This is a genomic window from Streptomyces sp. enrichment culture (genome assembly GCF_964273255.1).
Classification (GTDB): Bacteria; Actinomycetota; Actinomycetes; order Streptomycetales; family Streptomycetaceae; genus Streptomyces.
Genome location: NZ_OZ186835.1, coordinates 830,573 through 845,651 on the forward strand (window position 1 = coordinate 830,573; position 15,079 = coordinate 845,651).

16 protein-coding genes are annotated in these 15,079 nt (G+C 74.0%); 6 read left to right on the plus strand and 10 right to left on the minus strand.

Annotated features, from left to right (window positions below; all coding sequences use genetic code 11):
* The first annotated feature begins 25 nt into the window (after nucleotides 1-25).
* Nucleotides 26-1,081 carry a DUF2510 domain-containing protein gene (locus ACSU53_RS03680; protein ID WP_437024714.1) on the plus strand — a complete coding sequence of 352 codons (1,056 nt, stop codon included), beginning with the start codon at nucleotides 26-28 and terminating at the stop codon, nucleotides 1,079-1,081.
* Nucleotides 1,082-1,231: 150 nt separating this feature from the next.
* On the opposite strand, the gene ACSU53_RS03685 is transcribed toward ACSU53_RS03680, so the two are convergent.
* The 5 genes from ACSU53_RS03685 to ACSU53_RS03705 all read right to left on the minus strand — a co-directional run bounded on the left by ACSU53_RS03685 (nucleotide 1,232) and on the right by ACSU53_RS03705 (nucleotide 4,672).
* A complete protein-coding gene (locus ACSU53_RS03685; protein WP_437024715.1) occupies nucleotides 1,232-1,846 on the minus strand; it encodes a TetR/AcrR family transcriptional regulator in 615 nt (204 codons plus the stop codon).
* Nucleotides 1,847-2,180: 334 nt separating this feature from the next.
* Nucleotides 2,181-2,609, minus strand: a complete 429-nt coding sequence (locus ACSU53_RS03690) for a hypothetical protein (protein WP_437024716.1) — start codon at nucleotides 2,607-2,609, stop codon at nucleotides 2,181-2,183.
* A gap of 45 nt (nucleotides 2,610-2,654) precedes the next feature.
* Nucleotides 2,655-3,377, minus strand: a complete 723-nt coding sequence (locus ACSU53_RS03695) for a helix-turn-helix transcriptional regulator (protein ID WP_437024717.1) — start codon at nucleotides 3,375-3,377, stop codon at nucleotides 2,655-2,657.
* A gap of 6 nt (nucleotides 3,378-3,383) precedes the next feature.
* A complete protein-coding gene (fdxA, locus tag ACSU53_RS03700; protein WP_437024718.1) occupies nucleotides 3,384-3,710 on the minus strand; it encodes a ferredoxin in 327 nt (108 codons plus the stop codon).
* A gap of 293 nt (nucleotides 3,711-4,003) precedes the next feature.
* The gene (locus ACSU53_RS03705; protein WP_437024719.1) at nucleotides 4,004-4,672 is read right to left on the minus strand and encodes an MmyB family transcriptional regulator; all 669 of its coding nucleotides are present in this window, start codon (nucleotides 4,670-4,672) and stop codon (nucleotides 4,004-4,006) included.
* A gap of 223 nt (nucleotides 4,673-4,895) precedes the next feature.
* Between ACSU53_RS03705 and ACSU53_RS03710 the strand changes: the two genes are divergently transcribed.
* The 3 genes from ACSU53_RS03710 to ACSU53_RS03720 all read left to right on the plus strand — a co-directional run bounded on the left by ACSU53_RS03710 (nucleotide 4,896) and on the right by ACSU53_RS03720 (nucleotide 6,715).
* Nucleotides 4,896-5,552 carry a helix-turn-helix domain-containing protein gene (locus tag ACSU53_RS03710; protein ID WP_437024720.1) on the plus strand — a complete coding sequence of 219 codons (657 nt, stop codon included), beginning with the start codon at nucleotides 4,896-4,898 and terminating at the stop codon, nucleotides 5,550-5,552.
* A gap of 31 nt (nucleotides 5,553-5,583) precedes the next feature.
* Nucleotides 5,584-6,123 carry a toxin-antitoxin system, toxin component gene (locus tag ACSU53_RS03715; protein WP_437033012.1) on the plus strand — a complete coding sequence of 180 codons (540 nt, stop codon included), beginning with the start codon at nucleotides 5,584-5,586 and terminating at the stop codon, nucleotides 6,121-6,123.
* A gap of 355 nt (nucleotides 6,124-6,478) precedes the next feature.
* Nucleotides 6,479-6,715: a hypothetical protein gene (locus ACSU53_RS03720; RefSeq protein WP_437024721.1), complete on the plus strand. Its 237-nt coding sequence runs from the start codon at nucleotides 6,479-6,481 to the stop codon at nucleotides 6,713-6,715.
* Between the two features lie 299 nt (nucleotides 6,716-7,014).
* Here the strand turns inward: ACSU53_RS03720 and ACSU53_RS03725 are convergent, their stop codons facing one another.
* On the minus strand, nucleotides 7,015-7,692 hold the full coding sequence (locus ACSU53_RS03725) for a 4'-phosphopantetheinyl transferase family protein (protein ID WP_437024722.1): 678 nt from the start codon (nucleotides 7,690-7,692) through the stop codon (nucleotides 7,015-7,017).
* Nucleotides 7,689-8,549 (minus strand): metallophosphoesterase family protein, encoded by an 861-nt coding sequence (locus ACSU53_RS03730; RefSeq protein ID WP_437024723.1) that lies wholly within the window; start codon nucleotides 8,547-8,549, stop codon nucleotides 7,689-7,691. Before ACSU53_RS03730 ends, ACSU53_RS03725 begins: the two co-directional genes overlap by 4 nt.
* A 329-nt stretch (nucleotides 8,550-8,878) precedes the next feature.
* On the opposite strand from ACSU53_RS03730, the gene ACSU53_RS03735 reads away from it, so the two are divergent.
* A complete protein-coding gene (locus tag ACSU53_RS03735; protein ID WP_437024724.1) occupies nucleotides 8,879-10,045 on the plus strand; it encodes an ATP-grasp domain-containing protein in 1,167 nt (388 codons plus the stop codon).
* Nucleotides 10,046-10,337: 292 nt separating this feature from the next.
* On the opposite strand, the gene ACSU53_RS03740 is transcribed toward ACSU53_RS03735, so the two are convergent.
* The 3 genes from ACSU53_RS03740 to ACSU53_RS03750 form a co-directional block, all read right to left on the minus strand.
* Nucleotides 10,338-10,901, minus strand: a complete 564-nt coding sequence (locus ACSU53_RS03740; RefSeq protein ID WP_437024725.1) for a DinB family protein — start codon at nucleotides 10,899-10,901, stop codon at nucleotides 10,338-10,340.
* Nucleotides 10,902-11,119: 218 nt separating this feature from the next.
* Nucleotides 11,120-11,410, minus strand: a complete 291-nt coding sequence (locus ACSU53_RS03745; RefSeq protein ID WP_437024727.1) for a hypothetical protein — start codon at nucleotides 11,408-11,410, stop codon at nucleotides 11,120-11,122.
* 191 nt (nucleotides 11,411-11,601) lie between these two features.
* A complete protein-coding gene (locus ACSU53_RS03750; RefSeq protein WP_437024728.1) occupies nucleotides 11,602-12,936 on the minus strand; it encodes a 6-phospho-beta-glucosidase in 1,335 nt (444 codons plus the stop codon).
* 430 nt (nucleotides 12,937-13,366) lie between these two features.
* Between ACSU53_RS03750 and ACSU53_RS03755 the strand changes: the two genes are divergently transcribed.
* Nucleotides 13,367-14,779 (plus strand): glycoside hydrolase family 16 protein, encoded by a 1,413-nt coding sequence (locus ACSU53_RS03755; RefSeq protein ID WP_437024729.1) that lies wholly within the window; start codon nucleotides 13,367-13,369, stop codon nucleotides 14,777-14,779.
* Nucleotides 14,780-15,079 lie beyond the last annotated feature (300 nt).

Genomic DNA, 15,079 nt, shown 5'->3' on the forward strand with positions numbered 1-15,079 from the left:
CACCGACGCCTCATACGGTGGGGGCATGACGCAGGTGACTCCCCCCGGCTGGTATCCCGACCCCGGGCAGACGCAAGACGGACCATCCACCGAACGCTGGTGGGACGGCAGTGCCTGGACGGACCGGGTCCGCCCGGCGGAGCAGGCCGGCGGCTGGGCCCCGCCGACCCCGTCGGCCCCGGCTGCGGCACCGTCGACGCCGCCGACCGCGGGGCCGGGCCCGGCGGGCGGACCCGTCGCAGGGCCGCCCGCGCCGGTGGCCGCGCCCTATCCGGTGCATCCGGGCTACCCGGCGTACCCGGTCGCGCCGCCGCCCCGCCGTGGGCGGGGCCTGCGGATCGGCATAGCCGTGGCCGCGGCGGTGGCGTTGCTGGCGAGCATCGGCGTCGGTGTGTGGGTGCTCACCGACGACGACGGGCGCGGCGGCCCGACGACGTCGCAGGGCCCCGGAGACCGGGAGCGTGCGCCGGGCGACCGGGAGGAGGACGGCGGGTCGGGCGGCTCCGACGGGGAGGGGCCGGGCCCGGACGGGGGCGAGCCGCCCCGCATCGAGAGCGGTTCGGTCACCGACGCGCTGAGCGGCATCAGCCTGCCCATACCCGACGGCTGGTACGGCCAGGAGTTGGGCGCGGGCGCCCAGGTGTCGTCGAAGGACTCCTACGACTGTCCCGGCGACACCTCCAAGACCTGCGTCAAGGGCGGCGCCTACTCGGCTCCCGCCGTGGCCCTCGGCACCCGGGGCTCCACGGCGGAGGAGGTCGCCAAGGCCGACATCGCGGTGAACGCCGAGGAGTCCTACGGCGGATCGTCGTACGGGAAGATCACCTCGCACGACGTGCTCGAGTCGAAGGCGGTCACCGTGGCCGGGCAGAAGGGCTATCTGGTGCGCTGGAAGGCGGTCACCAGCAAGGGGTCCGACGGATACGTCCAGTCGCTGGCCTTCCCCTCCCCCGCGCAGCCCCGGCAGATCGTCCTGGTGCGGGCCGGGGTGGACACCGACCAGAAACTGACCGTCATGGACGAGATCACCCGGGGCATCGAGGCGGCGAAGGGCGGCGGCGGAACGGGCCGGGACGTCTGACCCCGTACGTCCCCGGCGTACGACGGCCGGGTGGGGCGCCCTTCCGCTCAAAGGGCACCCCACCCGGCCGGGGGGTGCGCGCCGCCCCCGTCCCCACGGTGCGGCGCGGTCGGGGCGCCGTCCGGTCATCCCGATGACGGCGCCCCGGGTCTAGGTGAGGCCCAGGACCGGCAGGACGGATGCCTCCACGAACGCGAGCAGGTACTCCGGGTCGGCGTTCCGGCCCTCGAGCAGGGGCCGGCCCCTCAGCACTCCGAAGATCTGCGCCGGGACGTGGGCCAGGGCCGGATGGCCGACCTCGACCTCGCCCCGCTCGACGCCGCGGCGCAGGATCTCCTCCAGCGCGGCGACCTCCGGGTCGACCAGGGCCTCGCGCAGCGCCTGGGCGAGCTCCCGGTCCCGGGTGACCGCGTGGGCGAGCGCCTGGAGCAGCGGAGTGTCCCGTGTGGACCACTCACCGGTCAGCCGCGCTGCCTCACGCAGGTCACCGGCGAGCGTCCCCGTGTCGATACCGGCCAACCGCGCCCGCGGGCTGGAGCGCAGAGCGGCGGCGACGAACTGGGGCTTCGTCCCCCACTGACGGTAGAGCGTGGCCTTGCTGCACCGGGTGCTCGCCGCGATGCCCTCCATGGTCACCGCGTCGTAGCCGGACTGCCGGATCTCCTCCAGCACGGCGTCGAAGAACTCCTGCTCCCGTTCGGGCGTGATCTTGGAGCGTCGGGCAGCACCGGCCGGTTCCGCGGGAGGTGCTGCCTGCGGCGTCATGGGTTCGGCTCCTCCGGCCCGACCTCGGGTGACGTGTGTCCCGGTCGTGTGCCTGTCGTTCCGTCTGTTCGTCCTCCTGTGCACCGGTCCGTGCACGGATGCGGATACCGGGCCCGAAGCCCGGTTCGCACCATCGAAACGCAAGTGTACCGGAACGCTCGCGTATCGGTACGCGGCCGTACCGGGCAGGGGGCCCGCCCCGCCGGGGGCACCCGTGCCACGGGGTGAGGCACCCGCCGGACGGATGCGACGACGGCAACGGGCCCCGGCCCGGCCGGACGGCGGGGCGGGACCCGTGGACGGGGGTGCCGCGCGCCCGCGGCGGCCGGCGGACTCAGACGCTCAGCAGGAGGACGCCGAGGACGAGGAGCACCACCGTCTTGATGACTTCGAGCCCCACGTAGTACCAGTGCGCGGAGGACCGGGGCACCTGCTCGCCGGCGAGCACCCGGTCGGAGCGGCGGTTGAGCCGCGGCCGCACGATGCCGAGCTGCACCGCCAGGACCGCCACCGCCGCGGCTGTCGCCACGACCACGGCGGCCCCCGGGCCCCCTGCCGCCACGGCCGCCAGGACGACGACCGCGAGGACGGCCTCGGCGAGGTTGAGGGCACGGAACACGATCCGGCCGATGCCGAGCCCGAGCGGGATGGTCACCCCGGGGGCGCGGAACTTCAGCGGCGCCTCCAGGAAGGAGATGGCCAGCACCATGCCGAGCCAGACGAAGACGGCGGCTCCGGCCACCGCCGCTGATGTGGTGTTCACGTCCGTACCGCTCCTTCGGTTGTCCGACGGTCCGACAGCCCTGGTCTATCCGACAGCCCTGCTCTGGGGGGCGGGTGCGAGGTGGGCGACGCAGAGGTCCGGTGCCGCGAACGGCTCCAGCCGGACGGCCGCCACCGGCGCCCGCTGCTGCTCCAACGCGCCCTGCATCAGGCCGAGATGGAGCGGGCAGACGACGTCCCCGTACTCCTCGGCCAGCTCCAGGAAGGGGCAGTGCCGCAGCAGGACCCGGTCGGGTCCCGGCCCGTCGGCGGAGGCGTCGGCGGGCCGGTGGTCCGGTGCGGCGCTGCCGGGCGCCGGGTCGAAGCCGAGGTCGGCGAGGAGGGCGGTGAGGCGGTCGACGGCCTCACGGGCGTCCACGGCACGGTAGGGCGGGGCGGAGGGCACCAGGTGACCACCCCAGGCCCGGCCCGCCTCCACGGCGGCCGACGCTGCTCCCGCCTCGTCCGCGGCCAGGCGGCTGAGGAGGATCCGGGCCAGCAGCAGGTACTCGCGCCGCCCTCCCCGGTCCATGCCGCGGCGGGGCGCGTAGACGGTACGGGGGCGCCCCCGTCCGGACGCGGGTTCCACGGTCCCTTCCACCGCCCCGTCGGCCACGAGGGCGTCCAGGTGGAGGCGGACCGTGTTGGTGTGGATCCCCATGCGCCGGGCGATCTCGCCGACACCGAGGGGTCCGTCGGCCTCGCGCAGCACCTCCAGCAGGGCCCGGCGGCGGGGAGCCGCCCGTCCGTCCGCCCGCTCAGGGGTCACGACGGCTCACCCCTGCCCGTTCTGCGGCGGCAGGGCGGCGATCAGCGGGTGGTCGCGTTCGATGAGGCCCAGGCTCGACGCCCCGCCGGGCGACCCGAGTTCGTCGAAGAACTCGACGTTGGCCCGGTGGTAGTCCTTCCACTCGGCCGGAGTGTCGTCCTCGTAGAAGATCGCTTCGACCGGGCAGACGGGCTCGCAGGCCCCGCAGTCGACGCATTCGTCGGGGTGGATGTAGAGGGAGCGCCTGCCCTCGTAGATGCAGTCGACGGGGCATTCCTCGACGCACGCCTTGTCCTTCACGTCGACGCAGGGCTGTGCGATCACGTAGGTCACGGCGGCCTCCTCCGCAATTTCTCCATATCCTACATGGAGAAATGAGGGGACAGGGAGACCGCCGTCCGACGTCTCGGCACGCGCCCCGTCGCACTCACCGGGCGGGCGGCGGAGGACACGGCCGTCCGCCGGCGGGGAGCCGCAGCGTCCAGCCGACCGACGAGCCGCGGAGAAACGAAGGCACGGCGGCGCGGAGACGCGGCGGCACGGAGACGCGGGAACGCGGGGACGCGGGGACGCGGGGACGCGGGGACGCGGGGACGTGAAGTTCGGCCCGCAGCGAGACGCCGGATTCAGTCGGCGGTGGGCACGACCCTCAGGTGGGCGGCGCCGCGCCGCGCACCGCGTCCTGTCACGGGGGCGGCCGGGCGGCGCGCGTCCCGCAGGACCAGGGTGAGCCGGGTGCAGCCCAGTTCCTCAAGGGTCGGTGTCGTCTCGACGACGATGCGGCAGTCGGTGGCGCCCCAGCGCGGGTCGGGGTGGATCAGCGGACGCACCGCCCCGTCGTGCTCGGCGGCCCCCTCGCCCACCACCCGCAGCCAGTGCGGCACGCCGTGCCGGTAGGCGACCTCCATGATCGGGTCCTCCGCGATGTCGCGGCGGATGGCCTGGAGGCCCGCGTCGGGGGCGCAGTGCTCGACGGTCCGGGCGAAGTGGGCCAGCATCGGCAGGCACCAGCTCGCCTCGTGCTCGCCCAGGACCGTGCCGGCGTCCGGATGGAAGAGCACGAAGCGGAGGAAGTTGTCGTCGGGCATGGCGGTCGGATGCGGCTCGACCTGCCGGAAGAGCGACCGGAAGGGGCCGTTGGCCAGGAGCACGTCCCACCGCCGGTCGACCACGAGGGACGGGAAGGGGACTGTCTCCAGGTAGGCGGCGTAGTCCGCCAGGTAGGCGCGTGCCTCGGACGTGTCGGGGACGAGCCGCGGTGCCTGCCGCTGCCCTCCTGCTGCCTGATGTGCCATCGGGAGGTCACCCCTCTTGCCTGTGCGGCCCTGACGCGGCGCCCCGATCCTGCTGCCCGCCGCCCGAGCGTGTCAACTATCGTGGCATTCCATGCCCGTTGACGGCTGAAATTGGCCACAGTTGTGGCGAGACCTGGATGTGAGTTCGAAGCACCGGCTAGTCTCCGTGAAGTTCACGGCGACGGGTTGTGAGAAGCCTGTGAGAGACGTAGGAGATCTGCCGGTGACGGGTGGCTTCGAGGGTCCGGACACCGCGCCGACGACCGCGCTGCCGGCCGTCGTCGCCCGCGTCGCCGCACTCGCCGACCGGCTCGGCGTTCCCCACGCCGAGGTCTTCGACACCGGCAGGCTGTCCATCGCCTCCGGAGTACCGGAGTCCGTGGTCAGAGCCCTGCTGAGCGGCCGGCCGGCCGGGGAGCGCGACGTGCAGGCGCGGTTCCTGCAGCGGCTGGACCTGCTGCGCCGCACCCGGCTCAAGCCGAACGGCCGGAAGTACACCCAGCAGGAGATCGCCGACGGCGCCGGCATGTCGCGGCAGCAGGCCGGCGCCCTGATCAACGGGGACCGGCGCCCCACCATGGAGCACTGCGACGCCATCCAGCGGTTCTTCCGGGTGCACGCCGGGTTCCTCACGGCGGAGGACCCCGAGGCGCTGGCGGGCGCCCTGCAGCACACCGAGCAGGAACTGCTCCAGAAGCTGGCCGACCGGGAGCGCGAGTCGGCCGCCGCCGACGACGACCCGCTGGAGCGGCTGTTGCAGGACCACGGCGTGCGCGGGATCGCGTGGCGGGCCGCGCAACTGCCCACCGACCAGCACCGGGACAAGGTCGCCGAGTGGCTGGACATGCTCCTGGAAAGCGTCAAGCGACCCGAGTCGTGATCTGGGGAGAACTGTGGGCATCGGTAGGGAAATGCGCCGCCTGTGCGGCGAGTTGGTCGCGGAGCTGACGCTTCCCGTCCCGGCGCGGCCCGCCGACCTCTACGGCGCGCTGTGCACGGCGATGAGCCGGCGTCGCGGACGCCCCGTGCAGTTCCGCACGGCCGCGTTCCCGCCCGGCACCGCCAGCGGGCTGTGGCTCGACCTGGCGGACCGGGACCTCGTGGTGATCGAGGAACGCACCGCGCCGGCACACCAGTTGGTGATCCTGGGCCACGAGCTGTGGCACATGAAGGCCGGGCACTGCGGGCACCCTGTGGCGGGCGCCGAGGTCGCGACCCGGCTGCTCGGCGAGGACCCGGACGAGGACGCCCTCCGGGCCGCGGTGGTGCGGGTCGCCGCCCGGACCCGCTTCGATCTGGCCGACGAGAAGGAGGCGGAGGCGTTCGGCCTGCTCCTGGCCAGCAAGTGCCGTACGTGGCTGGCGGGTTCGTCGCTGCGCGGCCCGGTGCAGCGGGATCACCTGGCGGGCCGCATCGAGGCGTCCCTGGGGTATCTGGGACCGCAGGGCTGAGACGCTGGCCCCTCCGGCCGACCGACCGCCTCGGCTCCGGGCTCCGGCCGACTCGCGGCGCCGGGGTCCGGACAGCTCCGTGCCCCGGCCGGCGGTGCGGAACGCGCCCTGCTCGCACGTCCCCTGGCCACGCTGCCGGGCGCGTGCGGCGAGGCGGCGGCCCGGGGGCGTGAGCGGCCGTGCACTCCGGCGTGTGAGCCCCCGACGCCCGCTGTCCGGGAGGCGACGGTCTCCGCCGGGTGGGCGAATCGACGTGCGGCGCCGCCCGATTGTCAGTGGTGGGCGGCAAGCTGGAGGGGCGCTACCGCTGTGCGGAGCGCCGGACCGACGATCACGACACGGGGAGAGCCGAGCGATGCCGACCGCCGTACTGACCGACCGCGAGCGCACCGCCGTCCAGGCCTATCTGCGCCTGCTGCACACGGTGCGCGCCACCCTCGACACGCGGACCGGACCGACCGACCCGGCACGACCTCCCGTCGTCCCGCCGTCCGTGCTGGCGGAGGCCGAGACCGCGCTCGCGGGGGCCGGACTGAGCGGCAACGAGGAGGAGTTCTTCCGGATGCTGCGGGAGTGGTGCCCCGAACCGTGATCCCCGTCCCCGTCCCGGTGCGGCGCCTCCGGGGACGGGCTGCTCCGCACGGTGCGCGGCCCTCCTGCCCGCCGCGGTGCGAAGCTCCCGCTCCGGCCGCCGCCCCGGTGCCGGGGTCACGACGCGGCCCCGGTCCGTCGCCGGAGCCCCGCACGGTCCCCACCATCGACGAGCGACGCCCGGCGGCTCCACCGCAAGGCTGCTCGGCGGCCGGGCTGCTCGCAGCGCGACAGCGCGACAGCACGACAGCACGGCGGCCCAGTCCCACGCCGGCTCAGGGGCCCGCGGCCCGTCCGGCATCAGCCGTGCGGCACGGTCACCGCCGTGGCGACCAGACCGCGGCCGGTCGTCCAGCGCCCCTCGAAGCACCCCACGGTGCGCTCGCCCACCCGAGGGCCGGGGACGAGCAGTTCGGCCCGGAAGCCGCCGCGGGTGTGCGCGTCGGCGTCCGGGAACAGCTCGATGTCGGCCTCCGTGAAGTCGAGCCATGCGCCGGTGAGCGGGAACCACGCCTTGTAGACGGACTCCTTCGCGCTGAACAGCAGCCGGTCCCAGTGCACTCCGGGAAGGTCGCGGCCGAGCCGGCCGATCCGTTCCGCCTCCTGCGGCAGGGACACCGAAGGCAGCACCCCCTCGGGCAGCGGCCCGTGCACCTCGGCGTCGATACCGACGGACGCCAGGTCGCCGACCCGCACCAGGGCCGCGGCGCAGTACCCCGCACAGTGGGTCATGCTCCCGGTCAGTCCGGAGGGCCAGCGCGGGGCGCCCCGCTCGCCCGGCACCACGGGCTGCGCGGGCACCCCCAGCCGTTCCATGGCGCGGCGGGCACAGTGCCGTACGGCGGTGAACTCCCGGCGCCGCTTGTCGACCGCGCGCGCGACACAGGCGGCCTCCTGCGGGTACAGCGGGGCGTCGGCGCCCTCCTCGCCGTAGGCCTCCTCGGCGGCCACGGCGGGCGGCAGCAGGTCCGCGATCACCGGTCGTCCTCCGCCGCGGGGACGATCGCCCGGAGCCGGCCCGGTGGCCGGTCACGGGTGCGCCACTCCCGGGGATAGCCCACCGACACCTCCTCGAAGGGGACGCCGTCGTGCCGCGTGCTCCGGGGGATGTGGAGGTGGCCGTAGACCATGGTGTGCACCGGGAAACGGCGGTGCCAGTCGTCCGTCAGCGTGGTGCCGCACCACAGGGCGAACTCCGGGTGGCGCAGCACCTCGGTCGGGTGCCGGTGCAGCGGGTAGTGGTTGACCAGGACCACGGGCAGGTGGGCGGGCAGCTCCGCCAGCCGGCGCTCCGTCGCGGCGACCCGCGCACGGCACCACGCGTCCCGCCCGTCGTACGGGTCGGGGTGCAGCAGGAACTCGTCGGTGCAGACGACACCCGTGCCGTGCGCGTAGGCCAGCCCCTCGGCCTTGGTGGTGCAGCCGGCCGGCAGGAAGGAGTAGTCGTACAGGAGGAACAGCGGAGCGACGGCGACCGGTCCGCCGGGGCCGCGCCACACCGGATAGGGGTCCTCGGGCGTCAGCACGCCGATGTCGCGGCAGCGGTCGACGAGATGCTCGTACCGGGCGACACCGCGCAGCGTCACCCGGTCCCTCGGGTGGGTCCACAACTCGTGGTTGCCCGGCGCCCACACCACCTTGGCGAAGCGGCCGGCGAGCGTCCTGAGCGCCCAGTCGATGTCGTCGACGGTCTCCGCCACGTCCCCGGCCACGAGCAGCCAGTCCTCGTCCGAGGCCGGACGCATCCCCTCCACCAGCGCGCGGTTCTCCGCGTACCCGATGTGCAGGTCACTGATGGCCCACACCCGTCCCCCGCCGCCGTCGGCCGACGTCACCCGTGCTCCCCCCTCGGCCGGTTCCCCCGGCCCTCCCCCTGCACCCGCGGTCTCCCCCACGAGATCACATCCGTTTGCGCGGGACAAGAGTGACGTGTCCGGCGTGACGGCGCTGACCGGCGGGTTCCGCCACGGGGCGCGCCCGGCACGGGCGTCCGCCGGGTCCGTGACACAGACGTTGCACGTTTGCGGCCGCCGAAGACGTATGATCGGCCGCGACACCACCGCCGCGAACGGTCCTTCGCGCAGAGCGGTTCGGTGACCCTCCATACCTCCTGCCCGGGCACGGGCCGCTCGACCCTGCCCGCGAACCGTGAAAGGCGGCATGCATGGTCTCCTGCGTACGCGTCTGGCTCAACCGCACGTACGCGGAGAACGTGTTCTTCATCGATCAGCTGAGGCGGAATCCGGGCAACCGGGCCGTGGAGATCCATGCCACCCACGGTGATCCCGACTCGCCCGTGCTGGCCGCTGCCGACACCGCCGAGCTGGAGCCCGAGGGCCTGTCCCCGGCCGCTTACGTGGAGTACGCCCTCGCGCAGTGCGAGCGGCGCGGGATCGACGTGTTCGTGCCCCGGCTGCACCAGGCGGCGGTCGTGGCGCACCGCGCGGAGTTCGAGGCCGTCGGCACGGCCCTGCTGGCACCCCCGCCCGAGGCGGTGGCCGCCTTCCAGGACAAGGTGATCGCCTACGAGGCCGTCCAGGCGGTCGGCGTGCCGGTGCCGCCGTGGTGGCGGGTCCGCTCGGCCGACGAACTGGCCGCTGCCGTCGAGGAGTTGGAGGACCGGGGACACCGGGCGTGCTTCAAGCCCGCGTCCGGCGCGGGCGGGGTCGGCTTCCGCGTGATCACCCGCGCCCCGTACTCGCTCGCCCAGTTGAACGGCTTCCCCAGCCCGTACGTGCCCTACGACCTCGTGATGAACGCGGTGCGGGAGGCGGAGGAGCCGGTGGACTGGCTGGTGATGCCGCAACTGGGCCAGCCCGAGGTGTCGGTGGACTGCCTCACCGGCACGGACAACGCGGTGCGGCTGGCGGTCGGCCGGACGAAGAACGGGCGCCGCCGGGGCTTCACCCTGCACGAGCAGTGGCTGGAGCCGGCCCGGCGGATCGCGGAGCGTTTCGCCCTCCACCACCTGTCCAACATCCAGTTCCGGATGTTCGGCGAGCGGCCCGTGCTGATGGACGTCAACACCCGCCCGGCGGGCGGGCTGCACCAGCTGTCGCTGTGCGGGATCAACGCCCCGTGGGCCGCGGTCCGGCTGGCGCTCGGCGACGACCCGGGCATCCTGACACCGCCGTTCCTGGGCCAGGACTACAGCGTGGTGTCCGGGCCCCGCCCCCTGCGCCCGGCCGGCCTGCCGGCCCGCACCGATCTGCCTCCGCAGCCGGCCACCCCGGCGGCCGCCCCGGCCCCGGCCACGTCCGCCACGAAGCCGGCGCCCGCCCCCGGCGTGGGCGCGGGCGCCCCCGCGGGAGGACCGCACCGTCGGTACTGAACCGCCCAGGGTGCGGCCTGCGTGTCCGGCCCGGGACCTGCGCGTCACCGCGCGCGAGGTGACGGGGCTGGAGGTGTGCGGTTCCGCCCGCGTCGTGCGCGGCCGGGCCGCGGGAGCTGGTCGATCACGTGGTGCGGGCCGAGGAGGCGGGTCCGGCCCGGGTCCGCAGGTTCGGCCTGCGTGTCCGGCCTGGTTCCGCAGGTCCGGCCTGGGTGTCCGGTCTGCCCGGTGGCCCTCCGTCGGCGGCCGACGGGGATCCGCCGCCGACGGTGACCGCCGACGGGCGGGAAGGTCAGACGACGGGCGGTGCCGCGCCGTCCTTCCAGTGGTAGAGGTCGCGCAGCAGGGCGATCTCAGCGCCGTGATGGATCAACTCCCGGTTGACGTGCTGGACGATGATCTCCATGGGGCGGCGCTCCGGCCCCACCGCGGGAGGTCGGTCCAGCTCCGCGTCGGAGAGTTCGCGGACCCCCGCGTTCCATCTGCCGTACATCTCGTCCAGCTGTCGCAGCGCCTCGGCCGCGGTCCCCGCGTAGGCGAACGTCTCCGAGTCGACGTCCCGGCCGCCGAAGTGCCATCCGACCCGGTAGCCCAGACACGAGACGATGATGTGCGCCAGTCGCCAGGCGATCGTGGTCACCGGCGCCGGCACCGGGCCGGGGGACGCCGAGTCCATCGTCCACTCCCCCGCACCCAGCGACAATGGTGCCGCCGACGTGCCGCGCGGGCGGACGCTCCAGCAGCCGCGCACCGGCTCCCAGAAGTACTCGTCATCGGCGAGCCCGTCCAGGCGCGGCCGCATGTTCGTGCGCCAGTGCCAGTCCAACTGCTCCGCGAGCCGCTCGCTTCTCGTCATCTCCGCACCCTACCGACACCGACGACGCGACAGCGGGGGCCTCACAGATGCCGTCCCCCGAGAGCGCGTTGAGGCGACCTGCCGCTCCCGGTCCCGCCTTCCCCGCCGTACGGATCGGGGAGCGGGAGCGGCTGGATCCCCGTTCCCTGCGCCTCCGCCAACAGCACGCCCCATCCCGGAGGACCGGCGACCCGGCTGGAACAACCGGGAGGCCGTGACTACGCGTTGGCCGCACGGTCCGTCGGACGGGCCGACGTCCACCAGGCCAGCACCCGGCCTGCCATGGCCTCCGGCCGCGGGCCCAGGGGATCGAGACCGAAGTGATCCTCCAGTTCGTGCCGCAGGAACGCGCCGATCCCTGCCTGGTCGGCGCCGGACCGCAGCCTCTGGAGGAGGGGCACGAGCAGGCAGTCGTACTCGTCGGGGGCCTCGTCGGCGACGCCCAACGGGTCCCATTCATTGAGCAGATGCCGCAGATCGTCCTCGGCGGAGGGGGTCCAGGGTCTCATCGCCCCAGACTGTCACGCAGAACGACCTCCGTAGACCTTGATCCTCCCCTGATTCCGCCGGACGAAGTCGACGGCGGCCGGTCCTCGGGCACGGGAAGCGGCACCTCGAAGACTCACCCTGAGAGAGATCTCCCGAAGAGACCTCCCGAAGAGACCTCTCGGAGCAGCCCCCCGGAGACAGCAACCTCCGCCTACCCCAGGTACGCCAGCCCCGGATGCACGGCCCCGTACGCGTCGACGAGGCGCCGGGCCACGTTCACGGAGTCGACGAGCGGGTGCAGTGCGAAGGCTTTGACCGCCTGGGCGCGTGATCCCGATCCGGCGGCGGCGAGGACCGCGCGGTCGACCGCCTTGACGGCATGGACCAGGCCGGCCGCGTGGTCCGGGAGCGGGCTGACGGACTCGGGGTGCGCCCCGCGGGCGTCCACGAGGCAGGGCACCTCCACCACGGCCTCGGCGTCCAGGGTGGCCAGGGTGCCGCGGTTGCGGACGTTCAGGATGAGCCGGGCGCGTTCGTCGCGGGCGATGGCCCGCATCAGGGCGAGCGCGACCTTCTCGTAGCCGCCGGACAAATCCTCCGCCGCGCGCTCGCCCGCGCCGGCGGTCTCCCGGTTCTCGGCCATGTAGGTGGCCTCGCGCTCGGCTCGGGTGCGGTTCCACAGGTCGAGGGCGGGGGTGTCCGGGTCGGTCACACGGGTGTAGAAGCCGGCCTGCTGGTCGTGCAGGAAGGAGCCGCGGGTGGGTCCGCCGCCGTGGGCACGGACCGCCTCGCGGTGGAAGTAGTAGTAGTGCAGGTACTCGTTGGGGACGGCGCCCAGGGAGCGGAGCCACTCGGCGCCGAAGAGGCGGCCCTCCTCGAAGGACTCCAGCAGCGCCGGGTCGGCGAGCAGGCGTGGCAGCCGGTCGCGGCCGTCGACCCACAGCCCCTGCACCCACCCGAGGTGGTTCAGGCCCGCGTAGTCGATCCGGGCCTCCTCGGGGGCGGCCCCGAGGACCCGGGCGATACGGCGTCCCAGGCCCACGGGCGAGTCGCAGATGCCGATGACGCGGTCGCCGAGGTGGCGGGACATGGCCTCGGTGACGAGGCCGGCCGGGTTGGTGAAGTTGATGACCCACGCGTCGGGCGCGAGGCGGGCCGTGCGCCGGGCGATGTCGACGGCGACCGGGACCGTGCGCAGGCCGTAGGCGATGCCGCCGGCGCCGACCGTCTCCTGGCCGAGGACGCCCTCGGCGAAGGCGATCCGTTCGTCGTGCGCCCTGCCCTCGAGTCCACCGACGCGGATCGCCGAGAAGACGAAGTCGGCGCCGTGCAGGGCCTCGTCGAGGTCGGTGGTGCCGGTCACCTCCGGCGCGTCGGGAACGCCGGACGCCTGCGCGGACAGCACTCGGCCGATCGCACGCAGCCGGCGGTCGTCCACGTCGTGCAGCACCACCCGCGTCACCCGGCCCTCTCCCCGGTCCGCGAGGAGCGCCCCGTACACCAGCGGCACCCGGAATCCGCCGCCGCCCAGAATCGTCAGCTTCACGTCTGCGCCCTTCCCACCGGGCCAACCTAACCGGGACGGGCCGACGGTTCCCCGCTCACGCACGGGTACGGCACCGGCCGCGCGGGCGGACGCCGGGGGGCCGCGGGCGGCCGGCGCGCGCCGTGTCTCCTGCTTCGCGCACCGAACTCGGCCCGGGCGCACGGACTTTCTCGGTGACACCTCTTGACGACGGTGGGGCCGCAGAGCACATTGACCTCAGCCTGAGAGCGCTCTCAGTCCGGTCGGTCGCCGTGTCCCGTTCCCCGGCACGTCGTGCAGCCGCGCCGGGCACCGAGACCGCTGCCGGCCCCCACCACTCCACGTCCCATCCCCCATCCCCCGCCCCCGTCACCCCGTCCCCCACCCTGCATTCCCTCACCCCCCACCCCCACCACCCCACCCCGCATCCGTACCCGAGAGGGCTCCCCACATGAGTCACACCTCCGGCATCCTCCACGCCCCCCACAGACCCCGGACCCGGCGCCTGCGGCGGGCGCTGGTCGCTGTCGTCGGCACGCTCGGTCTCGCGGCGGCGGCCGCGACGGCCGCCACCCCGACCGCGAGCGCCTCGGCGCCGCCCCCTCCGTCGGGCTGGAACCAGGTGTTCCTCGACGACTTCGACGGCCCCGCCGGCAGCGGCGTCAACACCACCCACTGGCGGTACGCGACCGGCACGGGCTACCCGGGCGGCCCGGCCAACTGGGGCACCGGCGAGATCGAGACGATGACGTCCAGCACGCAGAACGTCTCGCTCGACGGCAGCGGCAACCTCCGCATCACCCCCCGGCGGGACGCCGCCGGCAACTGGACCTCCGGCCGCATCGAGACCAACCGCTCCGACTTCCAGCCCCCGGCGGGCGGCAAGCTCCGCGTCGAGGCCCGCATCCAGGTGCCGAACGTGACCGGCGCCGCCGCCAAGGGCTACTGGCCGGCGTTCTGGATGCTGGGCGCCCCGTATCGCGGCAACTGGTGGAACTGGCCGTCGGTCGGTGAGCTGGACATCATGGAGAACACGCAGGGCCAGAACACGGTGTTCGCCACCATGCACTGCGGCACCGCGCCGGGCGGCCCCTGCAACGAGCACAGCGGCATCGGCAGCTCCACGACCTGTCAGGGCACCACCTGCCAGGCCGGTTTCCACCGCTACCGGCTGGAGTGGGACCGCTCGACCAGTGTGGAGGAGATCCGCTTCTACCTGGACGACCGTCACTTCCACACCGTGCGGGCCAACCAGGTGGACGCCACGACCTGGGCGAACGCCACGAACCACGGCTACTTCATCATCCTGAACGTGGCCATGGGCGGCGGTTTCCCCGACGCCTTCGGCGGCGGTCCGGACGCCGGCACGCAGCCCGGGCACTCGATGCTCGTCGACTACGTCCAGGTGCTGACCTCCGGAAGCGGCGGCACCACGCCCCCGCCGACCGGCGACCGGGACGCCTACGGCACCATCCAGGCCGAGTCCTACGACGGTCAGTCCGGCGTGATGACCGAGTCCACCTCCGATTCCGGGGGCGGCCAGAACGTCGGGGCGCTGGCCAACGGCGACTGGCTGCACTTCAAGGGCGTGGACTTCGGCTCGTCCCCGGCCCGGCAGTTCTCCGCCCGGGTGGCCAGCGGCGCGGCGAACGGCGTGAGCGGCCTGGTCGAGGTGCGGCTGGACAGCCGAGGCAACGCGCCCATCGGCAGTTTCGCGGTGGGCAACACGGGCGGCTGGCAATCGTGGCGGACCGTCCCGGCGAACATCAGCCCCGTGACGGGCACGCACGACGTGTACCTGACGTTCACCAGCGGCCAGCCGGCCGACTTCGTGAACGTCAACTGGTTCACCTTCGGCCGCTGACGCCACCGGTGACGCCGTGAGGGGCAGCTCCCGGCCGGGAGCTGCCCCTCACTCTCAGAGGTGCCCCTCACTCTCGGAGGTGCCCTCGGTCTCGGAAGGTGCCCCTCAGAACCGTCACCGGAGCCGTGCGGCCGCCCCTGAGATGCCTGCGGGGAAGCCCTGTCAGGGGAAGGGTCCGCAGGCGTCCGGCTCCTGGACCCTCCCGCGGCCGGGCCACGGGCGGTCACCCCGCGGCCCTCCGGCCCCGCCGGCCCGCACCCCTCCCGGTCACCCCAACGGCCCACACGCGCACCCACACCC

Excerpts from the sequence above, each read along its gene's own strand:
- ACSU53_RS03680 (WP_437024714.1), top strand. The coding sequence starts at position 26 with ATGACGCAGGTGACTCCCCCCGGCTGGTATCCCGACCCCGGGCAGACG.
- ACSU53_RS03685 (WP_437024715.1), bottom strand. The coding sequence starts at position 1,846 with ATGACGCCGCAGGCAGCACCTCCCGCGGAACCGGCCGGTGCTGCCCGA.
- ACSU53_RS03705 (WP_437024719.1), bottom strand. The coding sequence starts at position 4,672 with ATGGCACATCAGGCAGCAGGAGGGCAGCGGCAGGCACCGCGGCTCGTC.
- ACSU53_RS03715 (WP_437033012.1), top strand. The coding sequence starts at position 5,584 with ATGCGCCGCCTGTGCGGCGAGTTGGTCGCGGAGCTGACGCTTCCCGTC.
- ACSU53_RS03720 (WP_437024721.1), top strand. The coding sequence starts at position 6,479 with ATGCCGACCGCCGTACTGACCGACCGCGAGCGCACCGCCGTCCAGGCC.
- ACSU53_RS03735 (WP_437024724.1), top strand. The coding sequence starts at position 8,879 with ATGGTCTCCTGCGTACGCGTCTGGCTCAACCGCACGTACGCGGAGAAC.
- ACSU53_RS03740 (WP_437024725.1), bottom strand. The coding sequence starts at position 10,901 with ATGACGAGAAGCGAGCGGCTCGCGGAGCAGTTGGACTGGCACTGGCGC.
- ACSU53_RS03745 (WP_437024727.1), bottom strand. The coding sequence starts at position 11,410 with ATGAGACCCTGGACCCCCTCCGCCGAGGACGATCTGCGGCATCTGCTC.
- ACSU53_RS03755 (WP_437024729.1), top strand. The coding sequence starts at position 13,367 with ATGAGTCACACCTCCGGCATCCTCCACGCCCCCCACAGACCCCGGACC.